This is a genomic window from Cellulomonas sp. (assembly GCF_965229465.1).
GTDB lineage: Bacteria > Actinomycetota > Actinomycetes > Actinomycetales > Cellulomonadaceae > Cellulomonas.
Genome location: NZ_OZ245882.1, coordinates 4,121,826 through 4,138,113, shown reverse-complemented (window position 1 = coordinate 4,138,113; position 16,288 = coordinate 4,121,826). Strand labels below are relative to the sequence as shown.

Sequence of the window (16,288 nt, the reverse complement as noted above, 5' to 3'; positions counted from 1 at the left end):
ACGAGAGAAGAACTCCGTTGGCTCCTCCCACACGCCGCCAGAGGCCGATCCGCACGCTCGTCGTGCTCGGCGTCATCATCCTCGCGCTCTTCAGCGCCATCGCCGCCGGGACCAAGTGGTCCACCGCGTCGTGGACCCCGAACCTCGCGCTCGACCTCGAGGGCGGCACGCAGATCATCCTGACTCCGGTCGCGGAGAACGGCGAGAAGATCACGTCGGAGACGATCACGCAGGCGATCGACGTGATCCGTCAGCGCGTCGACTCCTCAGGCGTGGCCGAGGCGGAGATCACGAGCCAGAGCGGCAACAACATCGTCGTCGCGCTGCCGGGGCACCCGAGCAAGGAGACGCTCGAGCTGGTGCGGAAGTCGGCGCAGATGGCCTTCCGGCCCGTGCTGGCCATCGGAAACCCGACGCCGACCGACACGTCGACCGCGACGCCGACGCCCACCGCCTCGGCGGCGGGAACGGACCCGGCCGCGCCGGCGCCGACGCCCACGCCCAGCGCCGCCGCCGAAGCGCCGTCGGACGAGCCCTCCAAGGCGACCCCCGACAGCCCGAGCGACATCGCGTACTACGTGACGCCGAAGGTCCAGGCGGACTTCGACGCCCTCGACTGCAGCGACCCTGCCAACCTCACCGGTGGCGTCAATGGTGACCCGGACAAGGCCTTCGTCACGTGCAGCCAGGACGGCAGCGCGAAGTACATCCTTGGTCCCCTCGAGATCGAGGGGAAGCGGATCGCCAGCGCGAGCTCGGGCCTGAACCAGCTGCCCAGCGGCGGTCAGGGCAACGAGTGGGTCGTCAACATCGTGTTCGACAACGAGGGCACGACGCAGTTCACCGACGTCACCACCCGGCTGCAGGGCCTCGCGGCCACCCCGCCGCAGAACCAGTTCGCGATGGTCCTGGACGGCCTGGTCATCTCGGCCCCCAGCCTCGCGTCCGGCGTGATCATCCCCGACGGCAAGGCCGAGATCTCCGGCACCTTCACGCGGGAGAGCGCGGCAAGCCTGGCCAACCAGCTGAACTTCGGCTCGCTCCCGCTGACGTTCACGCCGCAGAGCGAGGAGCAGATCTCCGCGACGCTCGGGTCCGAGCAGCTGGAGAAGGGCCTGCTGGCCGGCCTCATCGGCCTGGTCCTCGTGGTCCTGTACTCGATGCTGCAGTACCGGGCGCTCGGCCTGGTGACGGTCGCGTCGCTGGTGATCGCCGCGGCGGTCACCTTCGGGGTCATCACGCTGCTGTCCTGGACGCAGGGCTACCGGCTCTCGCTGCCCGGCGTGGCGGGCCTGATCGTGGCCATCGGCATCACCGCCGACTCGTTCATCGTGTACTTCGAGCGCATCCGCGACGAGCTGCGGGAGGGCCGCACTCTCGTCGCCGCGGTCGACCGCGGCTGGGAGCGCGCGCGGCGCACCATCCTGGCGTCGGACGCGGTGAACTTCCTCGCGGCGATCGTGCTCTACCTGCTCGCCGTGGGCGGCGTCCGCGGGTTCGCGTTCACCCTCGGTCTGACCACCCTGATCGACGTGCTCGTGGTCTTCACGTTCACGCACCCGGTGATGCAGCTGCTGGCCCGCACCAAGTTCTTCGGCCAGGGACACCGACTCTCCGGCCTCGACCCGCGCCGTCTCGGCGTCGAGGGCTCGCGGTACGTCGGTCGTGGCCGCGTCGTCACGGGCCCGCGGCCGTCTGGCGTCGAGGACGCCGTCGTCGAGGACGCTCCGGTCGGGGCGACCGGGCCGCGTGTCCCGGTCGCCGTGGGGGGAGGCGCGGGCGGGCAGACCATCGCCGAGCGCCGCGCCGCCGCCAAGGCCGCTGAGCAGAAGGCCGCTGTGGCCGACGCTCCGGTCGACGCACCCGTCACCGAGTCCGAGCCCGAGTCCGGGCGCACCGAGGGGAACGAGCACTGATGGCCGCCGGATTCGCCCAGTGGGGCAACGACCTGTACACGGGCCGGCGGTCGTACGACATCGTCGGCCGTCGCAAGATCTGGTTCACGATCTCGACCGTGCTGGTGATCCTGTCGACGATCTTCCTGATCAAGCCGGGCCTGAACCCGGGCATCGAGTTCCGGGGCGGGTCGGAGTTCGTGGTCTCGGGCGTCGCCGACAAGGACCAGCAGCTGGCGACCCAGACCGTGCTGGACATCGCTCCCGACGAGCAGCCCAAGATCACCACGATCGGCGCCGACGGGCTGCGGGTGCAGACGTCGACCCTGACCAACGACCAGGTCGAGGAGGTCAAGACCGCGCTCGCGGAGGCGTTCGACGTGTCGGAGGCGACCAACGTCACCAGCTCGTTCATCGGGCCGTCGTGGGGCAAGGACATCTCGCAGAAGGCCATCACCGGCATCCTGGTGTTCCTGGTCTTCGTCACCATCGTCATGACGATCTACTTCCGCAACTGGCGGATGGCGGTCGCCGCGCTGCTCGCGCTCTTCCACGACCTGATCATCACGGTCGGCGTCTACGCGGCGGTCGGCTGGGAGGTCACGCCGGCGACGGTGATCGGCTTCCTGACCATCCTCGGGTACTCGATCTACGACACGGTCGTCGTGTTCGACAAGGTGCGCGAGAACACGGCGGACACGCTCGACCAGACCCGGTTCACCTACGCCGAGAAGGCCAACCTGGCGGTCAACCAGACGCTGGTGCGCTCGATCAACACCTCGGTGGTCGCCCTGCTCCCCGTGAGCGCCATCCTGTTCGTGGGCGCCTTCATCCTCGGCCCGGGCACGCTGCGCGACATCGCTCTCGCGCTGTTCGTCGGCATGCTGATCGGCACGTTCTCGTCGATCTTCCTGGCGACGCCGTTCGAGGTCACCCTGCGCGAGCGGGAGCCGGCCCTGCGGGAGCACTCGCGCAAGGTCCTGGCTGCTCGCGCCGCGCGCATCGCCGACGGTGACGTCGACGCCGACCACGCCGGTCCTGTGCACGTCACGGTCGGCGCGCTGCGGCCCGGTGCCCACCAGGGGATCGCCGCGCAGCCGAAGCGCAAGCGATGACGGTTCCGGACGGCACGGTGGGGGTTCCTGCGGGGGCCCCCACCGCGCGTGCGGACGTGCTGCGCCGCATCGACGAGCTGGTGCGGCTGGTCCCGGACTACCCGCAGCCGGGCATCCTGTTCCGCGACATCATGCCGCTGCTCGCGGACGCCTCCGCCTTCGCCGACGTGATCGGCGAGATCGCCGGGCGCGTGGACGGACCGGTCGACCTGGTGGCCGGCATGGAGGCGCGCGGGTTCCTGCTCGCCGCACCCGTCGCCGTCGCGCTCGGCGCCGGCGTGCTCCCGGTCCGCAAGGCCGGCAAGCTGCCGGGACCGACGGCGTCGGAGTCCTACGAGCTCGAGTACGGCACGGCGACCATCGAGATCCACCCGGCGACCGTGCCGGCGGGTGCGCGGGTGCTGGTCATCGACGACGTGCTCGCCACCGGGGGCACAGCGGCCGCGACCGTGGCGCTGCTCCAGCGCTGCGGCGCTGACGTCGTCGGCCTCTCGTTCCTCGTGGAGCTCGAGGCCCTGCGGGGACGCGACCTGCTCACCGGTCACGCGATCGACGTCCTGGTCTCCGTGCCCTGACCAGCGTGGTCGCGCTGCTCGTGACCGTCCCACGCGTCGCGCGGTCGTAGACTGTCGCCTCGACCGTGGGAGGGGGTGTGATGAGCGAAGACGTCCGCACGCCCGAGACCGGTGTCCCGGCGGCGCAGAGCGACTCCCCGTCGAGCCGCATGCGGTCACGCCTCGGCCGGTTCGGCGCCCGCAGCGGCGCCGCGTTCCCGGCCATCGAGCCGGTGCTGCAGGCTGCCCGGACCAACCACCCGAAGGCCGACCTCGCGGTGGTGGAGCAGGCGTACGTGGTGGCCGAGAAGGCGCACCGCGGGCAGCTGCGCAAGAGTGGCGACCCGTACATCACGCACCCGGTGGCGGTCGCGACGATCCTGGCGGAGCTGGGCATGACGCCCTCGACGCTGGCCGCGGCGCTGCTGCACGACACGGTCGAGGACACGGACTACTCGCTCGACCAGCTGCGCCGGGAGTTCGGCCCCGAGATCGCCATGCTGGTCGACGGGGTGACCAAGCTGGACAAGGTCACCTACGGCGACGCGGCGCAGGCCGAGACCGTCCGCAAGATGGTCGTCGCGATGTCGCGGGACATCCGCGTGCTCGTCATCAAGCTGGCCGACCGGCTGCACAACGCCCGGACCTGGAAGTTCGTCGCCGCGGCGTCGGCCGAGAAGAAGGCCCGCGAGACGCTCGAGATCTACGCCCCGCTGGCCCACCGGCTCGGCATGAACACGATCAAGTGGGAGCTCGAGGACCTGTCGTTCGCGACGCTCTACCCGAAGGTCTACGACGAGATCGTGCACCTGGTCGCCGAGCGCGCGCCCGCTCGCGAGGAGTACCTGGCGACCGTCCGGGAGCAGGTGGGCGCCGACCTGGGTAAGGCGAAGATCAAGGCGACCGTGAGCGGTCGGCCGAAGCACTACTACTCGATCTACCAGAAGATGATCGTGCGCGGCCGCGACTTCGCGGACATCTACGACCTCGTCGGGGTGCGCGTCCTGGTCGACTCGGTGCGGGACTGCTATGCGGCGCTCGGCGCGCTGCACGCGCGGTGGAACCCGGTCCCGGGCCGGTTCAAGGACTACATCGCGATGCCCAAGTTCAACCTGTACCAGTCGCTGCACACCACGGTGATCGGCCCGGGCGGCAAGCCGGTCGAGATCCAGATCCGCACGCACGACATGCACCGCCGGGCGGAGTACGGCGTCGCCGCGCACTGGAAGTACAAGGAGAGCGCGAAGAACGCCACCACGGGGGAGAAGGACTCCGCCGGCAACGACATGCAGTGGCTGCGGCAGCTGGTCGACTGGCAGAAGGAGACCGCGGACCCGAGCGAGTTCCTCGACTCCCTGCGGTTCGAGATCGCCGGGTCCGAGGTCTACGTGTTCACGCCCAAGGGCGACGTGATCGGCCTGCCCTCCGGCTCGACGCCCGTCGACTTCGCGTACGCGGTGCACACCGAGGTCGGGCACCGGACCATGGGCGCCCGCGTCAACGGCCGACTGGTGCCGCTGGACTCGTCGCTCGAGAACGGCGACGTGGTCGACGTGTTCACGTCGAAGTCGGAGACCGCGGGGCCCTCGCGCGACTGGCTCGGCTTCGTCAAGAGCCCCCGCGCCCGCAACAAGATCCGCCAGTGGTTCTCGAAGGAGCGCCGCGAGGAGGCGATCGAGCACGGCAAGGACGCGATCGCCAAGGCCATGCGCAAGCAGAACCTGCCGATCCAGCGGCTCCTGTCGCACGAGTCGCTGGTGGCTCTGGCCAACGAGATGCGGTACGCCGACGTGTCGTCGCTCTACGCGGCGATCGGCGAGGGCCAGGTGTCCGCCGGCACGGTCGTGCAGCGGCTGGTCCAGTCGATGGGCGGGGAGCCGGCGGCGGAGGAGGACCTCGCCGAGGTGGCCCGTCCGGGCCAGACCCAACGGCGCGTCCGGACGGGCGACCCCGGAGTCGTGGTCAAGGGTGTCGACGACATCTGGGTGAAGCTGGCCAAGTGCTGCACGCCGGTTCCGGGCGACGAGATCGTCGGTTTCGTGACGCGCGGCGCCGGCGTCAGCGTGCACCGATCGGACTGCATCAACGTCACCAGCCTGCGGAACGAGCCGGAGCGCATGGTGGACGTCGAGTGGAGCCACACGAGCTCCTCGATGTTCCTGGTGCAGATCCAGGTGGAGGCGCTCGACCGCAGCCGGCTGCTCTCCGACGTCACGCGCGTCCTGTCGGACTCGCACGTGAACATTCTCTCGGCCTCCGTCTCCACGTCACGCGACCGGGTGGCCCTCTCGCGGTTCGTGTTCGAGATGGCCGAGCCGTCCCACCTGGCGTCCGTGCTCGCGGCGGTCCGCAAGGTCGAGGGCGTGTTCGACGTGTACCGGATCACCGGCGCCAAGGCCGCCGAGGAACCCGCCATCCGCGCCTGACTCACAGGCTCCCCAGGATGGTGCGGGCCTGACGCACCCCGCGCTGCCCACGGAGCTCCACGAGCTGCTCGAGTGCCTGCTCGGGGTCGAAGCCCACCTCGCGCAGCCCCCGCAGCACCGGCAGGGCCTCGTCGTGCGGCAGCGTCCGCGCGAGGTCGGCGCCGGTGCGCTGGACCGTGGTGACCCGGAGCGCCCCGACACGGACCACGTCGTGCGTCGGCAGGACCGCCTCTGCGGCGACGCGCTCCGGGTGCGGGTCCGTCCGGCGCCCGCCGGTGCCCACGAGGACGTCGACGCGCACCGGCGGGTAGCGGCCGGTGTGCACCCACGCGGCCGCGCGGCGCCCGACGACCCCGCGAGAAGGGACCAGCGGCGCCAGGGCGACCGCGCGCAACGCCGGCGTGTCCACGAGGTCCGCAGCGATCGCGACGTCACCCCAGACGCGCCGGACGACGCCGTCCCGGAGCAGCCCGAACCAGGCGGCTGCTCCGACGTCGTCGCGGCTGACCGTGCGGGGGAGGGTCGGGGGCACCGCGCGGTACTCGTCGAGTCGGGTGCTCACGCGTGCAGCATGGCGCCCGCCGGTCCGCGCCGACCGAGCGCCGGCGGATCTGTGGACGACCGAGGCCCCCACCCGGACGGGCAGGGGCCTTGGACGAGCACGCGGCCGGTGTCAGCCGCGGGCGTCCTGCGCGGCGCGCTGCACCTGCTCGAGCCAGGCGCGGCGAGCGTCGAGGGCCGCCTGCGCGTCCGCGATCTTCCGTGCGTCGCCGGCTGCCTTCGCCCGGTCCAGATCGGACTCGAGGCCGGCGATCGCCTGTTCCAGCTGCGCGGCCGCCCCTTCGGCCCGCGCCCGGGTCTCCGGGTTGGTGCGGCGCCACTGGGCCTGGTCGGTGTCGCGCACGACCGTCTCCACGGCCCGCAGGCGAGCCTCGATGCGCTGGACATCGGCGCGCGGCACCTTGCCCGCGGCCTCCCACCGGTCCTGGATCCGGTGCAGCGCCCCCTTGGCCGCGGAGAGGTCCGTCACGGGCAGGAGCGCCTCCGCCTCGGCCAGCAGCGCCTCCTTGACCTCGAGGTTGGCGCGGAACTCCTCGTCGGTCGCGGCCGACTGGGCGTCGCGGGCGGCGAAGAACGCGTCCTGGGCCGCACGGAACCGGGCCCACAGGGCGTCGTCGTCGGCCCGGCTCGCCCGTCCGGCGGCCTTCCACTGCGCCATCAGGTCACGGAACACCCCGGCCGTCGCGCCCCAGTCCGTGCTCGACTGGAGCCGCTCGGCGTCCGCCACCAGGCTCTCCTTGACCTGCTTGGCGGACGCGTTGCGCGTCTCCAGCTCGGCGAAGAAGTGGCGGCGTTCGCGGTCGAACGTGGTGCGGGCGTGGCTGAACCGCTTCCAGAGGGACTCCTCCGTGGGACGGTCCAGACGGGGACCGCTGCGCTGGGCTTCCTTCCACTGGTCCAGGAGGAGGCGCAGCTGCTCGCCGGCGGGCCGCCACTGGATGCGGGACGGGTCCGTCGACGCGATCTTCTCTGCCTGCTCGACGATCTCGGTGCGGGCCACGACGGCCGCCTCGCGCGCCGCAGCACGCTCGGCCTCGGCGACCGCGCGACGCTCGGCCGCGGTGGTCCGCAGCGCCTCGAGCCGAGCGCGCAGCCCGTCGAGGTCACCGACGGCGGCGGGCTCCGCAACCTCGTCGGTGAGCTTGGTCAGGGTCTGGTCGATCTCCTTGACGGACAGGTCCGTCGCGGTCAGGCGCGCCTCGAAGAGCGTGACCTTGGCCTGGAGGTCGAGGAACCGACGCACGTAGAGCGCCAGGGCGTCCTCGGTGGTCGCGCCGGGGTACTGGCCGACGACGCGCTCGCCGGCGGCCTCGCGGACCGAGACGTTGCCCTCGTCGTCCACGCTGCCGAACGTGGCGGCGTGGGCGGCCTCGGCGGCGTCCTGCGGGGGTGCGACCGGCGCGGACGGTGCGGCAGCGGCGACCGTCGGTGTCGGGTGCGTGGGCGGGTGGGGGACCGGGCGCGGGCGCGGGACCGGGCGTGCACCGGGCGTCGGCGCGGCGGGGGGAGCAGGCGTCTGCTCCGCCGACGCGTCGTCGGCGACCGGCTCCGCGGGCGGGGCGTCGTCGGTGGTCTCCGGGGCGGCCTGGTCCGCGACCGGCTCCTCCGCGGGCGCTGTCGCGTCCTCGGCGACCGGCTCGTCGGTCTCCGCAGGTGCGTCCTCGGCGACCGCTTCATCGGCGGTCTCGACCGCGTCGTCGGCGACCGGCTGCTCGGGGGTCTCGACCGAGTCGTCCGAGACGGGCTCCTCGGAGACGGGCTCCGCGGAGACGGGCTCCTCGGTGGTCGGCTCCTCGGCGGTGGCGGGGGTGGTCGCTTCGTCGACGACCTCGTCGGCGGTCGCGGGTGCCTCGTCGGAAGGAACATCCTCCGTGACCGGGTCGGGAGCCGTGGCGTCGACCTCGTCGGGCACCGTGGGTGCCGCGGGCTGCTCGGCGTCGGGCGCCGGCTCGAGGTCGTCGGGGTCGGGTCCGGACGTCGGGGTCTGAGTCACTGGATGTTCACTCCCTCGATGATGACGTCGGACACCGGGACCTGGGTCCCTTCGACGGTGCCCGCGTCGGCGATGGCCTGCAACGCGTCCATCCCGGACGTGATGTGGCCGAACACGGTGTAGCCACCCGCAGTGTCTGCGGGAATCGGTGAGTCCTTGTAGACCAGGAAGAACTGGCTGCCCATCGAGCTGCCGTCGTTGCCGGTCCGTGCCATGGCGATGGTGCCCGCCGGGTACACGCCGTCGGCGGGCGCGTTCTCGATCGGTCCCCAGGTGTAGCCGGGTCCGCCGGTGCCGCCCGTGGTGGGGTCCGCGATCCCGAGCGCGGTCGGGTCGCCGCACTGGAGGACGAAGATGCCTTCCTCGGTGAGGCGGTGGCACTTGGTCGAGTCGAAGAAGCCCTCCTGCGCGAGCGTGACGAAGTTGGCGACCGCCTGCGGTGCGGCCGCGCCGTCGAGCTCGATGCCGAGGTCGCCCTGCGTCAGCGCGATGTCACCGGTCCAGGTGCGTCCCTCGGCCAGCGCGGGGTCGGGGACCTCGGCCGCGTTCGCCGTCGGGGAGGCAGTGGGCGACGCGGCGGGATCGTCGTCGTTCGTGAGGACGAAGGCAGCGCCGGCGCCGATGACGAGCACGAAGGCTGCGACGATGCTGCCGGCGATCACGCGGTTGCGATGGCGGCGGGCGCGCGCCTTGGCCTGACGCTCCTGCCACTTCTCGTACCGGCGGCGCTCGTACTCACGCTCGCTCTTCGTGGACACGCACACTCCTCGCGTCGTTGGCGGTGCGGCCGGACGTCCGACTGCCGCACTGCATGTAGGGAACCCGGGACAGTCTAGGCAAGCCTGCGCCACCGGCGACCAGCGGCACCGCGGGGTGACATCACAGTCCGGACACGCCGAGCGGCTAGCGTGCCTCCCATGGAGGTCATCACGGTCGAGTCCGCGGTCTTCGGCGCCCGCAGCAGCGTGCTCGTGAGCGACGACGGCTCGTGCGTGGTGATCGACGCCGGCGCCGGCGTGACGGACTCCATCGTCGGCCTCGTCACCGACCGGGGGCTGCGGGCCGCGGCGGTCCTCCTCACCCACGGGCACGTCGACCACACCTGGGACGCGGGCCGCCTGTCGGATGCGCTCGACGTACCGGTGGTCATGCACGCCGCCGACGTCTACCGACTGGCCGACCCGTTCGGCACGCTCGGTGTGCTGGGCTCCGTCGGCCGGCCGCCGCACGACCCGTCGGGCCCGCTCGCCCAGGCGATCGCCGCCTCCGGGATCGACCCGGCGGCCTACGCGGCCCCGCGGCGCGTCGAGCCGTTCGGTGCCGTGGACGAGCCCCGCTCCGCGGACACGGTGCTCGACCTCGGTGGCCTCCGCGTGGTGGCCCGGCACGCGCCGGGACACACCGAGGGCTCGACCCTCTACCTCGTCGACTCCGTGGCGTTCACCGGGGATGTCCTGTTCGCCGGCTCGGTCGGCCGCACGGACCTGCCCGGCGGGGACGACGCGACGATGCGACGCACGCTGCGCGAGGTCGTCGCGACCCTCCCGCCCGACACGGTCGTCGTCCCCGGGCACGGTCCCACCAGCGACATCGCCACCGAGCTGGCGCGCAACCCGTACCTCCAGCGGCTCTGAGGCCTGCGACGGTCTGGAATGATCGGGCCCCATGGCGCGACCCACCCCCCTGTCCGGATTCCCTGAGTGGCTGCCCGACGGGCGCATCGTCGAGCAGCACGTCCTGGACGTCCTGCGCCGCACCTTCGAGCTGCACGGCTTCGTCGGCATCGAGACGCGCGCGGTCGAGCCCCTCGACCAGCTGCTGCGCAAGGGGGAGACCTCCAAGGAGGTCTACGTGCTGCGGCGACTCCAGGAGGAGGCCGGAGCCGAGCCGGACCGCGCCGGGACGCTCGGCCTGCACTTCGACCTGACGGTGCCGTTCGCGCGGTACGTGCTGGAGAACGCCGGTCACCTCGCGTTCCCGTTCCGCCGCTACCAGATCCAGAAGGTCTGGCGCGGCGAGCGGCCCCAGGACGGGCGGTTCCGGGAGTTCGTCCAGGCCGACATCGACGTCGTCGGCGCGGGGACGCTGCCGTACCACTACGAGGTCGAGCTGCCGCTGGTGATGGCGGAGGCGCTCGGCGCGCTGCGGGCGATCGGGGTGCCGCCGGTGCGGATCCTGGTGAACAACCGCAAGGTCGCCGAGGGCTTCTACCGGGGGCTCGGCCTGACGGACGTCGAGTCCGTGCTGCGGAACATCGACAAGCTCGACAAGATCGGCGCCGACGCCGTGGCTGCCCTCCTGGTCGCGGAGGCGGGCGCCGACGAGACCCAGGCACGCGCGTGCCTGGAGCTCGCCGCGATCAGCGGGTCCGACGAGTCCGTGATCGACCGCGTACGGGCCTTGGCGGGGGAGTCGAACGACCTCCTCGACGAGGGCCTCGCGGAGCTGGGTGCACTCATCCGCGCGGCTGCCGTCCGCGCCCCGGGCGTCGTGGTCGCCGACCTCAAGATCGCCCGCGGGCTCGACTACTACACGGGCACCGTCTACGAGACCGTCCTGGTCGGGCACGAGCAGCTGGGCTCGATCTGCTCCGGCGGGCGGTACGACACGCTCGCGTCGGACGGCGCGAGCTCCTACCCGGGCGTGGGCCTGTCGATCGGTGTCTCCCGGCTCGTGTCGCGCCTGCTCAGCGCAGGCCTGGTGGCGGCCACGCGTTCGGTCCCCAGCGCGGTGCTGGTCGCCGTGTCGAACGAGGAGGCGCGCGACCGGTCCGACGCGGTCGCGACCGCGCTCCGGTCCCGGGGCATCCCCGTCGAGGTGGCGCCCTCGGCGGCGAAGTTCGGCAAGCAGATCCGGCACGCCGACCGCCGGGGGATCCCGTTCGTGTGGTTCGTCGGCGAGGACCAGTCGGCCGACCAGGTCAAGGACATCCGCTCGGGCGAGCAGGTGGACGCCGACGCCGGGACGTGGACGCCCGACGACGCCGACCTGTGGCCGCGCGTCGTGCCTGCTTGACAGCCGTTCGAACAGGTGTTCGCATGGTGTCATGCGATGGGACGGGCAGAAGCTGGGGACCGACGACGCCGCGGCGTTGCCGGGTCTGACCCTGGCCGGGCTCCAGCGCAGCGTGCGGACGCCGGAGTTCGCGGGCGTGACGTTCCACGAGGTGGCCTGCAAGAGCGCGCTGAACAAGGTCCCGGAGGCGTCGCAGATGCCGTTCCGCTGGACCGTGAACCCGACGAGGGGCTGCCTGCACGCGTGCGGCTACTGCTACGCCCGGTCCACCCACGAGTACCTCGACCTCGACGCCGGGCGTGACTTCGAGACCCAGATCGTCGTCAAGACGAACGTCGTCGAGGTGCTGCGCGCCGAGCTGAGCCGGCGGAGCTGGACGCGGGAGCACGTGGCGCTCGGCACCAACACCGACCCGTACCAGCGCGTGGAGGGCCGGTACCGGTTCATGCCCGGGATCATCGAGGCCCTGGCGCAGTCCGGGACGCCGCTGTCGATCCTCACCAAGGGCACGCTCCTGCGCCGCGACCTGCCCCTGCTGGCGGAGGTGTCGCGGACGGTGCCCGTCGGGATCGGGGTGTCCCTGGCGATCGGCGACGAGACGCTCCAGCAGGCCGTCGAGCCCGGCACGCCGACGCCGCGAGCGCGCCTGGACCTGATCCGGGCGATCCGCGCGGCCGGCCTGCCGTGCGGGGTGATGGTCGCCCCGGTCCTGCCCTGGCTCACCGACGACCGTGAGCAGCTCGACTCCCTGCTGCGGGACCTGGCCGACGCGGGTGCCACGGGCGTCACGGTGCTCCCTCTGCACCTGCGCGGCCCGGTCAAGCCGCTGTTCTTCGCGTGGCTGGCCGAGCACGCGCCGGCGCTGGTCACGCGGTATCAGGACCTGTACGCCAAGGGCGCCTACGCCCCGCGCGAGTACGCGGCGTGGCTCGACGAGCGCGTGCGGCCGCTGCTGGCGCGGCACGGCTTCGGCGGTCGCGGCGGAGGGCACCGCATGCCGGGCGAGGGCTCCTACCCGACCGGCAGCATCGCCGACGGCGGGCTCCCGGTGCACGAGCCGACGGTCGCGGCGGCGCAGCCCGCACTGTTCTGACGACGCGCGCGGAGCGTCCGCCCCACCTACCGTGGCGCGGTGACGACATCCCGCGCTAGCCGCCTCGTGTTCGACGGGCACATCGCCGGCTTCGGCACCGCGGAAGGCACCCGGGTGGTCGTCGGGCGGTGGCTGCGCTCGCCGCTCGGCAGCGTCGTGGACGTGATGGTCGAGCGTGCCGACGGAACCCGGCTCCTGCTCGCCCCGCGTGACGACGTCGCCGAGCTGGTGGCGGCCACCTACGAGTTCGACGCGGTGCACGTCGTGCCGGTCGACCTGCGTGCCGACGAGGGCCGACGCCGCTGGCGACTGCGCGCCGGCCCGCTCACCGCGGACCTCACCGTGGGCGCGCGCACCGGCGTCGGGCACCTGCTCGCGCTGGTCCCGCGCCACCAGGCGCTCGCGCCGCTCGTCGCGACCGCGGTCGACCCCGTCGCCCGCGTCGTGCTCGACGGGGTGCGGACACGGGGCACCGCGGGCCGTGGCCGGCGCGAGTGGTACCTCGCGACCGACCAGCACGCGGTGACGTCGGTGCGGGCCCTGTGGGGGTCGCAGGACCTCGGCGCCGTGCGACCGGTCCGGCCGTCGGTCCGGTTCGGGTTCTCCTCCGTCCCACCGACGCCCGCCGTGACCCGCGTGCTGACCACCATCGAATTGACGGCGGGCCCGTCCCGGCACGGGCACTAAGATCGTGCGGGCGTCCGACGGGCGCTCCCACTCCCGACCCGAAGGACCTTCCGTGCTCCGCACCCACACGGCCGGCTCGCTGCGAGCCGAGCACATCGGTACCACCGTCACCCTCACGGGCTGGGTGGACCGGCGTCGCGATCACGGTGGGGTGGCTTTCGTGGACCTGCGGGACGCCTCGGGCATCGCCCAGGTGGTCATCCGTGACGAGGCGGTCGCGCACGGGCTGCGCGCGGAGTACGTCCTCCAGGTGACGGGGGAGGTGGGCCGTCGGCCCGCCGGCAACGAGAACCCGAACCTGGCCACCGGCGAGGTCGAGCTGGTCGCGGCGCAGGTCGTCGTGCTCAACGAGTCCGAGCCTCTGCCCTTCCAGGTGTCGTCGTCGCTCGACGAGACGATCGGTGAGGAAGCCCGGCTGAAGTACCGCTACCTCGACCTGCGACGACCCGCACCCGCACGGGCCATGCGCCTGCGGGCGAAGGCGAACCAGGCCGCGCGCCGCGTGCTGGACGCGCAGGACTTCGTCGAGGTCGAGACGCCGACCCTGACGCGCTCCACCCCGGAGGGCGCCCGCGACTTCCTCGTGCCGGCGCGCCTGTCCCCGGGCTCCTGGTACGCGCTCCCGCAGTCGCCGCAGCTGTTCAAGCAGCTGCTCATGGTGGGCGGCCTGGAGCGGTACTACCAGATCGCCCGCTGCTACCGCGACGAGGACTTCCGCGCGGACCGTCAGCCGGAGTTCACGCAGCTGGACGTCGAGATGAGCTTCGTCGAGCAGGACGACGTCATCGCCCTCGGCGAGCAGATCCTGGTCGCGCTCTGGGACCTCATCGGCGTGACGGTGCCGACGCCGATCCCGCGCATCACGTTCGCCGACTCCATGGCGCGCTACGGCAACGACAAGCCGGACCTGCGCTTCGGGCTCGAGCTGGTCGAGCTGACCTCGTACTTCTCGGAGACCCCGTTCCGCGTCTTCCAGGCGCCCTACGTGGGTGCGGTGGTGCAGCCGGGCGGCGGCTCGACCCCGCGCCGCGGCTTCGATGCCTGGCAGGAGTGGGCCAAGCAGCGCGGCGCCAAGGGGCTGGCGTACGTGACGGTGGGCGAGGACGGCGAGCTCGGCGGCCCGGTGGCCAAGAACCTGTCCGAGTCCGAGCGCGCGGGCCTCGTCGCCGCCGTCGGCGCGAGCCCCGGCGACGCGGTCTTCTTCGCCGCCGGTCCGGTCAACGACGCCCGTGCGCTGCTGGGCGCCGCGCGCCTGGAGATCGGTCGCCGCGGTGGCCTGATCGACGAGAACGAGTGGAAGTTCGTCTGGGTGGTCGACGCCCCGCTGTTCAAGCCGACCGGTGAGGACGACGACGTCGCGGTCGGCGGTGGCGCCTGGACCGCGGTGCACCACGCGTTCACGTCCCCGACGCCGGAGTGGATCGACACGTTCGAGAAGGACCCCGGCGCCGCGCTGGCGTACGCGTACGACATCGTCTGCAACGGCAACGAGATCGGCGGCGGGTCCATCCGTATCCACCGCAAGGACGTGCAGGAGCGGGTGTTCGACGTCATGGGCATCGGTCCGGACGAGGCGCAGGAGAAGTTCGGCTTCCTGCTCACCGCGTTCCAGTTCGGCGCGCCGCCGCACGGCGGGATCGCGTTCGGCTGGGACCGGATCCTGGCCCTGCTGACCGGCTCGGAGTCGATCCGCGACGTCATCGCGTTCCCGAAGTCGGGCGGCGGGTTCGACCCGCTGACGGCTGCGCCGGCGCCGATCACCCCGGAGCAGCGCCGCGAGGCCGGCGTCGACGCCAAGCCGAAGGTCGCGCCGCCGGCCTGATGACGGACGTGCTCGAGCTGCTCCCGCCCCGGTGGCAGCAGGACAGGTTGATCATCGGCGACCGGAACCGCTGGGGTGCGGTCGAGGTCGTGGGGGACGACGACGGGATCCTGTTCGTGCTTGGCGGACCGGAGCGTCCCAACCTGCTCGGCCGCGGGGACCCCGCGGCGGTCGACCGCCTCGTCGCCGGGCTCGACGTCGGTCCTGCCCGCTGGATGAGCCTGCCGCGGGGGGCGCGGCCGACCGCTGGCGTGCTCGCCAGGCTCGCTCTGGTCCCGTTCTCGACGTGGGACTGGCTCTCGACGGACGTGGTCCCGCCGGTGGTGGCCGGGGAGCGTGCCGTGCGGCGGCTCGATCCGACGACCGACGCGGACCGGATCCGCCGGTGCCTGAGCGCGGCCAGCCCCGACACGACCGCGGACCCCACCCGACCCGGCGAGGCCGGGTGGTGGGGAGTCGAGGTCGACGGCGTGCTCGGCGGGGTCGTCGGTGCGTCGGAGCGCGGCGCGACGGGCACCGACCCCTCCTGGCACGTGCACGGTCTCGGAGTCCTGCCCAGCCTGCGCGGCACCGGCCTGGGGACCGCGCTGACCGCGGCCGCGACGCGCGCCGGGCTGTCTGCCGGGGCGCCGTGGGTGTCTTTGGGCATGTACGCGCAGAACGACGGTGCCCGCCGGATCTACCACCGGCTCGGCTACCGCACCGAGGTCGAGCTCACGTCGTTCTCGCCCGCCGGGGCTCGTCGACCGCCCGGCTGAGTCACCACCGTCGGGGTGGTGGCTCCGCGTTCCCGGAGAGCGTGCTGTGCCTGCCGGCGGGAGCGTCGAGCTCGGGCACCCCCATGACGGTGCCGGGCTGCGCGTCGTGGGCAAGGACGACCGGGCGGGCGCGGAACGACCGGCGCCACGTGAACCACAGGGCGACGCCCGCGAGGATCGAGTACAGCCCGAGCTGGAAGAACACGAAGGCCGCGCTCGCGTGGGTGGACGGGTCGTCGCTGAGTGCGCGCGAGACCAGCTCCGTCGCCAGGAGGGCGAACGGCACGGACGCGGCAGCGGTGAGCCAGCGCGACCGCCGCAGCAGGCGCGCGTAGACGACTCGATCCGTGGGGGCGCTCCGCGGCATGG

At 72.6% G+C, this 16,288-nt stretch carries 14 protein-coding genes; 10 read left to right on the top strand and 4 right to left on the bottom strand.

Going from position 1 to position 16,288, the window contains the following annotated elements:
- Positions 1-17: 17 nt before the first annotated feature.
- From secD to ACO06A_RS19560, 4 genes are all read left to right on the top strand, one after another.
- A complete protein-coding gene (gene secD / locus ACO06A_RS19575; RefSeq protein ID WP_421733848.1) occupies positions 18-1,916 on the top strand; it encodes a protein translocase subunit SecD in 1,899 nt (632 codons plus the stop codon).
- Positions 1,916-3,010, top strand: a complete 1,095-nt coding sequence (secF, locus tag ACO06A_RS19570; RefSeq protein WP_421733847.1) for a protein translocase subunit SecF — start codon at positions 1,916-1,918, stop codon at positions 3,008-3,010. The genes secD and secF overlap by 1 nt, the downstream gene beginning before the upstream one ends.
- A complete protein-coding gene (locus ACO06A_RS19565; protein WP_421733846.1) occupies positions 3,007-3,585 on the top strand; it encodes an adenine phosphoribosyltransferase in 579 nt (192 codons plus the stop codon). The genes secF and ACO06A_RS19565 overlap by 4 nt, the downstream gene beginning before the upstream one ends.
- Positions 3,586-3,665: 80 nt before the next feature.
- Positions 3,666-5,990 carry a RelA/SpoT family protein gene (locus tag ACO06A_RS19560; protein WP_421733845.1) on the top strand — a complete coding sequence of 775 codons (2,325 nt, stop codon included), beginning with the start codon at positions 3,666-3,668 and terminating at the stop codon, positions 5,988-5,990.
- Between the two features lies 1 nt (position 5,991).
- Here ACO06A_RS19560 and ACO06A_RS19555 read toward each other — a convergent pair whose 3' ends face one another.
- The 3 genes from ACO06A_RS19555 to ACO06A_RS19545 all read right to left on the bottom strand — a co-directional run bounded on the left by ACO06A_RS19555 (position 5,992) and on the right by ACO06A_RS19545 (position 9,302).
- Positions 5,992-6,552 carry a hypothetical protein gene (locus tag ACO06A_RS19555; RefSeq protein ID WP_421733844.1) on the bottom strand — a complete coding sequence of 187 codons (561 nt, stop codon included), beginning with the start codon at positions 6,550-6,552 and terminating at the stop codon, positions 5,992-5,994.
- 111 nt (positions 6,553-6,663) lie between these two features.
- Entirely contained in the window at positions 6,664-8,544 is a 1,881-nt protein-coding gene (locus ACO06A_RS19550; protein WP_421733843.1) for a DUF349 domain-containing protein, read from the bottom strand.
- Positions 8,541-9,302 (bottom strand): peptidylprolyl isomerase, encoded by a 762-nt coding sequence (locus ACO06A_RS19545; RefSeq protein ID WP_421733842.1) that lies wholly within the window; start codon positions 9,300-9,302, stop codon positions 8,541-8,543. Before ACO06A_RS19545 ends, ACO06A_RS19550 begins: the two co-directional genes overlap by 4 nt.
- Before the next feature lie 159 nt (positions 9,303-9,461).
- On the opposite strand from ACO06A_RS19545, the gene ACO06A_RS19540 reads away from it, so the two are divergent.
- Genes ACO06A_RS19540 through ACO06A_RS19515 form a run of 6 tightly spaced genes read left to right on the top strand, consistent with a single transcriptional unit; the run spans position 9,462 to position 15,919 of the window.
- Entirely contained in the window at positions 9,462-10,178 is a 717-nt protein-coding gene (locus tag ACO06A_RS19540; protein ID WP_421733841.1) for an MBL fold metallo-hydrolase, read from the top strand.
- 31 nt (positions 10,179-10,209) lie between these two features.
- Entirely contained in the window at positions 10,210-11,559 is a 1,350-nt protein-coding gene (gene hisS, locus ACO06A_RS19535; protein WP_421733840.1) for a histidine--tRNA ligase, read from the top strand.
- Positions 11,560-11,590: 31 nt separating this feature from the next.
- Positions 11,591-12,652, top strand: a complete 1,062-nt coding sequence (locus ACO06A_RS19530; protein WP_421733839.1) for an Rv2578c family radical SAM protein — start codon at positions 11,591-11,593, stop codon at positions 12,650-12,652.
- Between the two features lie 39 nt (positions 12,653-12,691).
- Positions 12,692-13,339, top strand: a complete 648-nt coding sequence (locus tag ACO06A_RS19525; protein WP_421733838.1) for a hypothetical protein — start codon at positions 12,692-12,694, stop codon at positions 13,337-13,339.
- A gap of 52 nt (positions 13,340-13,391) precedes the next feature.
- The gene (aspS, locus tag ACO06A_RS19520; protein ID WP_421733837.1) at positions 13,392-15,161 is read left to right on the top strand and encodes an aspartate--tRNA ligase; all 1,770 of its coding nucleotides are present in this window, start codon (positions 13,392-13,394) and stop codon (positions 15,159-15,161) included.
- Entirely contained in the window at positions 15,161-15,919 is a 759-nt protein-coding gene (locus tag ACO06A_RS19515; protein WP_421733836.1) for a GNAT family N-acetyltransferase, read from the top strand. Before aspS ends, ACO06A_RS19515 begins: the two co-directional genes overlap by 1 nt.
- Position 15,920: 1 nt before the next feature.
- On the opposite strand, the gene ACO06A_RS19510 is transcribed toward ACO06A_RS19515, so the two are convergent.
- Positions 15,921-16,286 carry a hypothetical protein gene (locus ACO06A_RS19510; protein WP_421733835.1) on the bottom strand — a complete coding sequence of 122 codons (366 nt, stop codon included), beginning with the start codon at positions 16,284-16,286 and terminating at the stop codon, positions 15,921-15,923.
- Positions 16,287-16,288 lie beyond the last annotated feature (2 nt).

What these genes read in the sequence shown, in the direction of transcription:
- ACO06A_RS19515 (WP_421733836.1), top strand. Translation starts at nt 15,161, where the DNA reads ATGACGGACGTGCTCGAGCTGCTCCCGCCCCGGTGGCAGCAGGACAGG.
- ACO06A_RS19540 (WP_421733841.1), top strand. Translation starts at nt 9,462, where the DNA reads ATGGAGGTCATCACGGTCGAGTCCGCGGTCTTCGGCGCCCGCAGCAGC.
- secF (WP_421733847.1), top strand. Translation starts at nt 1,916, where the DNA reads ATGGCCGCCGGATTCGCCCAGTGGGGCAACGACCTGTACACGGGCCGG.
- hisS (WP_421733840.1), top strand. Translation starts at nt 10,210, where the DNA reads ATGGCGCGACCCACCCCCCTGTCCGGATTCCCTGAGTGGCTGCCCGAC.
- ACO06A_RS19530 (WP_421733839.1), top strand. Translation starts at nt 11,591, where the DNA reads ATGCGATGGGACGGGCAGAAGCTGGGGACCGACGACGCCGCGGCGTTG.
- ACO06A_RS19510 (WP_421733835.1), bottom strand. Translation starts at nt 16,286, where the DNA reads ATGCCGCGGAGCGCCCCCACGGATCGAGTCGTCTACGCGCGCCTGCTG.
- ACO06A_RS19560 (WP_421733845.1), top strand. Translation starts at nt 3,666, where the DNA reads ATGAGCGAAGACGTCCGCACGCCCGAGACCGGTGTCCCGGCGGCGCAG.
- ACO06A_RS19565 (WP_421733846.1), top strand. Translation starts at nt 3,007, where the DNA reads ATGACGGTTCCGGACGGCACGGTGGGGGTTCCTGCGGGGGCCCCCACC.